Origin of the sequence: Sphingomonas sp. BT-65, assembly GCF_026107375.2 — a bacterium.
GTDB lineage: Bacteria > Pseudomonadota > Alphaproteobacteria > Sphingomonadales > Sphingomonadaceae > Sphingomonas.
The window spans coordinates 3,009,118-3,016,250 of sequence record NZ_JAPCIA010000001.1 but is presented as its reverse complement, the minus strand read 5'-3'; the positions used below and the strand labels follow the sequence as shown (position 1 = coordinate 3,016,250).

Sequence of the window (7,133 nt, the reverse complement as noted above, 5' to 3'; positions counted from 1 at the left end):
TCCCGACATTGGCCTCCGCGCCCCCCACCACCACCTCGAACCGCGGCGTCTGCAGCAGCAGCTCACGCCCCGGCGCGGTCAGGCGAAGCAGCAACTCGCCGAAACAGACGATAGGGCCGTTGGTCATCTAAAAACTCCGTTCGCCCTGACCCCGGACCTGACCGGGGGAAGGGCCGTCTTTCTCCGGGTGCTCTAAAGAGAAGAACAGCCCTTCGACAAGCTCAGGGCGAACGGTACCGGTGGCGTGCCTCAGCGCGCCAGCCAGCCGCCGTCCACCGCAGCCCCGCCGAGCGCCCGACCAACGCCAAGTCCGCGCCCGCCGCGGCCAGCGCCAAGGCAATGCCGTGCCCAATGCCCGTGTTCGCGCCGGTCACCACCGCGACACGGCCGCTAAGATCGAACGGACTGGTCATCGATCGGGATCAGGCAAGTGCGGGTTCGACATGGCCTTCGCGCGCGCCGTGAGAGGACAAGCCCTTCAGATAGGCGCTGATCGCATCGTCCTGTGAATTCGCATAGAAATACTCGGCGAACTTCTCACCCGCGATCGCCGCTCGCAGGAGATCCTGGTCGACGTTCTTGAGCACGGTCAGCATGTCGTTGCAGGTCACGGCTTTCAGGTCCCTGAGGATGCCGCGATTCGTTCGCATGATCTCGGCGCGCTCCTTGGGATAGCCGAGGCCGCGCTCGCCATCGAACAGCTTGCGGTAGACATCCTGCAGATTGAGTTCCGCCGCCCAGCCGAAGCCCTTCGCATAGGGCATGGAAATGGCGTTGCCGTCGTTGATCTGGCCGAACAGAAAGGCATCGGTCGGGTCGATGACCAAGCCGCAGAACACCCCCGGCATCGCGTTGCAGGCGAGCATCGATCCCATCCCGGTGCCGCAGCCGGTCACGACGAAGTCCGCAGCCTTGGAATTGAGCAGAATGCCGGCCAGCAGGCCGTTCATGACGTACGTCAGCGATGCCGTGTCGTCGGCCGAATACATGCCGTAGTTGAAGACCTCATGGCCCAGCGGCTCGGCGACCGTCGTCAGCGCCTCGTGGATGAGGCCATTCTTGGCAGCCTGACTATTCTCGGTGATCAGCGCGATCTTCATGATTCTCGTTCCTCTTCAAGCGTTCGACCGCATGGCGGGCCGGCGCGAATTCCTGGGTGTTGCGCGACAATGGCCGGCAATCACGACATCCGATGGGTAACCGGTATCAGGTCTCGATGTAAGAGGCGAAGCGATGCGGTCGTCACGCCGCCTCGCGCGTCGCAGGCGCAAAATTGTCGAGCTTATAGGCCTTGCGCACGAGGCCGTTGGTCAGCTCGTAAGCGAGTTCGGCGGCTTCCCAATCCTGCATCCGACCCTCGGCGACGAGCCGCGCGAGGAAGGCGCAGTCGACGCGGCGCGCGACGTCGTGACGCGCGGGGATCGAGAAGAAGGCGCGGGTATCGTCGTTGAACCCGACGGTGTTGTAGAAGCCCGCGGTCTCGGTGGTCATCTCGCGGAAGCGGCGCATGCCCTCGGGCGAGTCATGGAACCACCAGCTCGGCCCGAGCCGGAGGCACGGATAATGGCCCGCGAGCGGCGCGAGCTCGCGCGCGTAAGTGCTCTCGTCGAGCGTGAACAGGATCACCGTCAGGTCGGGCTCGTTGCCGACCACGTCGAGCATCGGCTTCAGCGCCTGCACATAGTCGGTGCGCATCGGGATGTCGGCGCCCTTGTCGCGGCCATGGCTGTGGAACAGCTCGGCATTGTGGTTGCGGCAGGAACCGGGATGGATCTGCATCGTCATCCCGTCCTCGACGCTCATCTTCGCCATTTCGGTCAGCATCTGCGCGCGGAACAGCTCGGCGTCGGCCGCATCCCACTTGCCGCCGACGATGCGGCCGAACAGCGCCTCGCTCTCGGTGGCCGAGAGATTGGCGGTCTGCGCGGTGGCGAAGCCATGGTCGGTCGCGGTCGCCCCCGCGACGCGGAAGTCGGCGCGGCGCTTGCGGTGCGCGGCGAGATAGCCCTGCCAGCTGTGCACATCCTCGCCAGTGAGGTTGGCGAACGCCTCGAGCGCGCCCTTGAACGCCTCATGCTCGACATCGATCACCGAATCCGGGCGATAGGTGGTGACGACCCGGCCGCCCCAGCCCGACTTGCGGATCGCCGCGTGATGCTCGAGCGGGTCGTCAGCGCCCTCGGTGGTCGCGAGGAAGTCGATCTTGAACCGCTCGAACAACGCACGCGGGCGGTATCCCGGGGTCGCCAGCGCCGCGTTGATCGTGTCGTAATAATGATCGGCGGTGCTGCTATCGAGCAGCCGGTCGATCCCGAACACCTCGGCGAACACATGGTCGAGCCACATCCGCGAGGGCGTACCGCGAAACAGATGATAGTTGCTCGCGAACAGCCGCCACGCCGCACGCGGATCGGTCGCCGGCACCCCGTCGCGCCGCGGCACGCGCAGCGCGTCGAGATCGACGCCCTGACTGTAGAGCATGCGGAAGACATAATGGTCGGGCGCGAGGAACAGCTCGGTCGCATTCTCCCACGCGGCATCGGTGGCGAACCAGGCCGGATCGGTATGGCCGTGCGGACTGACGATGGGCAGATCGGCGATCTGCGCATACAGCCCCCGCGCGATGCCGCGCGTCGTCGGGTCGGCAGGAAACAGCCGGTCGGGATCGAGTGCCAGGGGACGCATGGGGAAACTCCTCAAAACTGCAATTTGGCCTTACCAATATCATTGATATTGGCAAGGTAGATGCTAAGCATCTTTGCCGCATCAATTGGAACGCATCAAATCATGAAGATCACCGCCGCTCGAGTCATCGTAACCTGCCCCGGGCGCAATTTCGTGACGCTCAAGATCGAGACCGATCAGGGCGTCTACGGCATCGGCGACGCGACGCTCAACGGCCGCGAGCTGTCGGTGGTCTCCTATCTTCAGGATCATGTCGTCCCCTGCCTGATCGGCATGGACCCGCGCCGGATCGAGGACATCTGGCAGTATCTCTACAAGGGCGCCTATTGGCGGCGCGGGCCGGTGACGATGCGCGCGATCGCCGCGGTCGACGTGGCGCTGTGGGACATCAAGGCCAAGATGGCGGGCATGCCGCTCTACCAGCTGCTCGGCGGCCGCAGCCGCGAGCGGGTGATGGTCTATGGCCACGCCAACGGATCGGACATCGACACGACGGTCGAAGCGGTCGGCCGCTATATCGACATGGGCTACAAGGCGATCCGCGCCCAGACCGGAGTGCCTGGCATCAAGGACGCTTACGGGGTCGGCCGCGGCACCCTATATTACGAGCCCGCCGATGCGGCGCTGCCCAGCGTCACTGGCTGGGACACGCGCAAGTCGTTGAACTACGTCCCCAAGCTGTTCGACAAGCTGCGCGCGACCTATGGCTTCGACCATCACCTGCTGCATGACGGCCACCATCGCTACACGCCGCAGGAGGCCGCCAATCTCGGCAAGATGCTCGAGCCCTATCAGCTCTTCTGGCTGGAGGACGTGACGCCCGCCGAGAACCAGGAGGCGTTCAAGCTGGTCCGCCAGCACACCGTCACCCCGCTTGCGGTGGGCGAGATCTTCAACACGATCTGGGACGCCAAGGAGCTGATCCAGAACCAGCTGATCGACTATATCCGCGCGACCATCGTCGGCGCGGGCGGCCTCACGCACCTGCGCCGCATCGCCGATCTCGCCAGCCTCTATCAGGTGCGCACCGGGTGCCACGGCGCGACCGACTTGTCGCCCGTCACCATGGGCACCGCGCTGCACTTCGACACCTGGGTGCCCAATTTCGGCATCCAGGAATATATGCGCCATTCCGAGGAGACCGACGCGGTCTTCCCGCACGACTACCGGTTTGAGGACGGCCACCTGCACTGCGGCGAGACCCCCGGCCATGGCGTCGACATCGACGAGACGCTGGCCGCCAAATATCCCTACAAGCCCGCCTATCTACCCGTCGCGCGGCTCGAGGACGGAACGATGTGGAGCTGGTGAGCGGGGCGCTGCGCAAGGGCGGCTGCGGCTAGGGCTTTTGCCCCTTTACCGTCAGCCGCCCCGCCCCCTTTTCGCTATTTGCTGCCGCGCGCCGCGACCGGCCCGTGGAAGTCCGCCTCGACGATGCCGAGCCGCCAGCCCGGCGACACTTCGTTGGCGCCGGTGTCGCCCGCCTGCCGCGCGGTGCTGAGCTCTACGATGTTTCCGAAGGCATCGCGATCGGCGCTTGGTCCGGTCTGGACGATGCGCAGCACCCGCCCCGTCGCGGGCGTGAAGGCGACGCCGATATAGCCGAGGCTCTTCTCGCTCGTGCCTTCCCACACAGTCTTGCCGTCGAGCAGGATGCGCAGCGGGTAGGCGCGCGTGCGCCAGCCGACGAGCTTCAACTCGACCTCGCTGAGCGTCACCGGCTTGTCGAAGCGATATTCGATCCACGCCGTGCCGGGCTTGCCGTCGCTCGACCAGCGTGACAGCTCGTTGTCGTCGATCGTAAGCCCGGCATCGGCGGGGTTCCCGCCCGTCGCGACCTGGATCGGCACATAAGTCGTCCGCGTCACGCGATAGGACGGCGTCGCTGGCGTCGGGCCGCGGGTGAGGTGGCCGCGCTGATGCGCTTCGGGAAAATCGAGCGAGAGGCCGCCCGACGGCGCCTTGGGCATCACCACGGGAACGGTGATCTCCGCAGACTTCAGCCCATCGGCCTTCGCGATCACCCGGACGCTGCCCGCCTGCGTTCCCGCGCGGAGCAGCACGCGGTTGACGCCCGCTTCGACCGGTAGCTCGCGCGCCAGCACATAATTGTCCTCGCCGCGCGCGGTGCCCGGATGGCTGGTGGTGCCGGGAATCGATTCCTGCGCGACGGGCTTGTCCGGCCGCACCTTGCCGGTCGAATCGCCCTGCGCGATGCCCCCGCGCCATTCGGCGGGACCGGCGAGATCGAACGAAACCTTGTTGTAGGCCGTCGGCACGCGGCGGCCCTTGGCGTCGACCACCTCGACATCGACCAATGCGATGTCCGCCCCGTCCATCACGAAGCCGCGCGGGCTGGTGCGCGGGGTGAGCTTGAGCGCGGCTGGTTCGCCGGCCGTCTCCAGGCTGTACTCCGACTTGCGGCCGTCGGCGTGCGTCGCCACCGCGCGCAGCGTGCCGGCCTGCCAGGCGAGCTTGGGCCAGGTGAACAGGAAGCCATGGCTGCGCACTCCCTTGCCCAGCGAGCGGCCATTGAGGAACAGCTCGACGCTCTCGCCGTTCGAGACCACCATCTGGTCCTTCACCGTGCCCGGGGCATAGTTCCAGTGGCCGATGATGTGCGTCGCGTGCTTCTCGGGATCGACCCAGCCGTTCCACATCACCTGGTGTGCGTAGAAGCCCTGCTTGGCCAGGCGCACCGCATCGACCTCGCCCGAGCGGCGATAGTTGTTGTCGCCGCGGAAATGCGTGTTGCTGTCCGACCAGATGATGTTGACCCCGCCCGAGCTCACGCGCTTCCCGGTGCCGGGACGCACGCGGTAATAGTCCCACCAGCGGCGGACATCCTCGGCCGCGTGGCTGTCCTGGTTGCGGTTGTAATCGGGCGAATCCTTGTGAAAGGGCGGGGTGAACTCGTCCTGATAGGCGCGCGCGCCCTCGTCGCGGCTATATTCCATCGCCCACATCGGGTGCTTCGCGCTCTTGTTGATGTAGAGCATCTCGCCGCCATATTCGGCGGTCTTGCTGTCGAGCATCTCGCGCGAGCCGATCGCGCGGCCGCCCTTGGGGTCGTACTGGTCGCGGATCGCCTTCAGCTCGGCCATGTGTGCCTCGCTGATGCTCTCGTTGCCGCCCTCGTAGAACAGGATCGAGGGGTTGTTGCGGTTGTAGATGATCGCGTCGCGCATCACCTCCTTGCGCTGTTCCCAGCGGCGGCCCTCGACGTCATGCTCGGCGTCCCCGGCCGGCATCGCCTGGATCAGGCCGACACGGTCGGCGGATTCGACGTCCTGCTTGGACGGCGCGATGTGCATCCAGCGGACGAGGTTGCCGCCGCTCTCGACCAGCAGCGCGTTGGAGAAATCGCTGATCCAGGGCGGGATCGAGACGCCGACCGCGGGCCACTCGTTCGAGGTGCGCTGGGCATAGCCGTGCATCTGGATCACGCGGCCGTTCAATTCGACCATGCCGTCGGCGAATTTGGTCTGGCGGAAGCCGGTGACGGTGTCGACGCTGTCGATCGGCTTGCCGTTCTCGATCAGGCTGGTGGTGACGGTGTAGAGATAGCCATAGCCCCAGCTCCAGAAATTGAGCCCGGTCAGGCGGCGCGAAGCCGACAGGCTGCGCGTCTCGCCCACCTTCACCACGGCCGGCGTCCCGTCGAAGCTGGCGATGCGCTTGCCCTCGTGGTCGCGCACCTCGACCCGTAGCGTTACGCGGCGATCGGCGCCGGCCGCGCTGCGCACCTGCGTTTCCGCATGGACCGTCGCCGCACGGCGCGGGATGTCGAACTGATCGGCCCAGACATATTGGCCGATGGTGCCGAGCCCCGACCACAAGGGCAGCGTCTGATAGACCGGGCCGGTCAGATGCAGCCGGACATTCCGGGTGATGCCGCCATAGTTGACGTTGAAGTTGCGGTCGTTCCACTGGAAGCCGCTGCCCGTCGCGCGCTCCTTGTAGCGCCAGTCATTATCGACCCGCACCGCGATCACATTCTCGCCCGGCCGCAGCGCATCGGTGATATCGGCGCCGAACGCCATCGCGCCATGTTCGGACAGTGCGACCGGCTCGCCATTGACCCACACTTCGGCCGCCTGGCGCACGCCCTCGAACTCGAGGAAGGCCCTGCGCCCGGCCTCGCCGGCCGGCAGCGCGATCCGCTTGCGGTACCAAGTGATGCCGGTCGAAAGCTCGCGGATGTCGCGCGCGAACGCCTGTTTCTCGTTGAAGGCGTTGGGCAGCGTCACGCGCTGCCAGCCGGCATCGTCGAACTCCGGCTGCTCGGCACCCGCGACGTCGCCGGTCACCGTCCGCCATCCGGGGTTGAGATTGTAGGTCTGCCGGTCCGACGCCACGACGCGCGAGGCGTCGTGCGCGAGCGCCCCGCCCGCCGGCGCCAGCACCGCAGTCGCCAACAAGCTGCCGGCCGCCAGACTCCGCATACA

General features: G+C 66.3%; 4 protein-coding genes and 2 pseudogenes. 1 reads left to right on the top strand and 5 read right to left on the bottom strand.

Going from position 1 to position 7,133, the window contains the following annotated elements:
- From OK349_RS14475 to uxaC, 4 genes and pseudogenes are all read right to left on the bottom strand, one after another.
- Positions 1-127: pseudogene (locus OK349_RS14475) on the bottom strand (sugar kinase); the annotation flags it as partial.
- A 160-nt stretch (positions 128-287) separates the two neighbouring features.
- Positions 288-413, bottom strand: a pseudogene (locus OK349_RS14470) (2-deoxy-D-gluconate 3-dehydrogenase); the annotation flags it as partial.
- A gap of 9 nt (positions 414-422) precedes the next feature.
- Entirely contained in the window at positions 423-1,100 is a 678-nt protein-coding gene (locus tag OK349_RS14465; protein WP_265118496.1) for an RpiB/LacA/LacB family sugar-phosphate isomerase, read from the bottom strand.
- Between the two features lie 142 nt (positions 1,101-1,242).
- Entirely contained in the window at positions 1,243-2,685 is a 1,443-nt protein-coding gene (uxaC, locus tag OK349_RS14460) for a glucuronate isomerase (protein ID WP_265118495.1), read from the bottom strand.
- A gap of 102 nt (positions 2,686-2,787) precedes the next feature.
- On the opposite strand from uxaC, the gene manD reads away from it, so the two are divergent.
- Positions 2,788-3,996, top strand: coding sequence for a D-mannonate dehydratase ManD (manD, locus tag OK349_RS14455; RefSeq protein WP_265118494.1), 1,209 nt, complete (start codon positions 2,788-2,790; stop codon positions 3,994-3,996).
- A gap of 74 nt (positions 3,997-4,070) precedes the next feature.
- On the opposite strand, the gene OK349_RS14450 is transcribed toward manD, so the two are convergent.
- Entirely contained in the window at positions 4,071-7,130 is a 3,060-nt protein-coding gene (locus OK349_RS14450; protein ID WP_265118493.1) for a DUF4982 domain-containing protein, read from the bottom strand.
- Positions 7,131-7,133 lie beyond the last annotated feature (3 nt).